The 369-nt window shown below is 50.1% G+C and carries 3 tRNA genes; all 3 read left to right on the top strand.

The annotated features are described in order from the left end of the window. Nucleotides 1–38: 38 nt before the first annotated feature. A tRNA-Leu gene (locus KGF42_RS19310) sits at nucleotides 39–122 on the top strand. Nucleotides 123–146: 24 nt separating this feature from the next. Further along, nucleotides 147–221: transfer RNA gene (locus KGF42_RS19305), tRNA-Gly, on the top strand. 24 nt (nucleotides 222–245) lie between these two features. Further along, nucleotides 246–322, top strand: a tRNA-Arg gene (locus tag KGF42_RS19300). The last annotated feature ends 47 nt before the right edge of the window (nucleotides 323–369 follow it).

Below are 369 nucleotides of genomic sequence, written 5' to 3'. Positions count from 1 at the left end.
TCGGTGGTTCGAATCCACCATCCTCCACCAAAACATGCGCGGATGTGGCGGAATTGGCAGACGCACTAGACTTAGGATCTAGCGCCATTGGCGTGGGGGTTCGACTCCCTTCATCCGCACCATTTTTTATTTAATTTAATAAACGAGCGGGAATAGTTCAGTGGTAGAGCGCAACCTTGCCAAGGTTGAAGTCGCGAGTTCGAATCTCGTTTCCCGCTCCAAATTTTATGTTTGTGTTGTAATGTGGGTGCATAGCTCAGCTGGATAGAGCAACGCCCTTCTAAGGCGTGTGTCCGGGGTTCGAATCCCTGTGCGCTCACCACATATATTGGGGATTAGCCAAGTCGGTAAGGCACATGACTTTGACTC

It is taken from the genome of Clostridioides sp. ZZV15-6383 (assembly GCF_020657735.1).
Lineage (GTDB): Bacteria > Bacillota > Clostridia > Peptostreptococcales > Peptostreptococcaceae > Clostridioides > Clostridioides difficile_D.
Note: the sequence above shows the minus strand (reverse complement) of the source record. Positions and strands in the feature narration are given on the sequence as shown.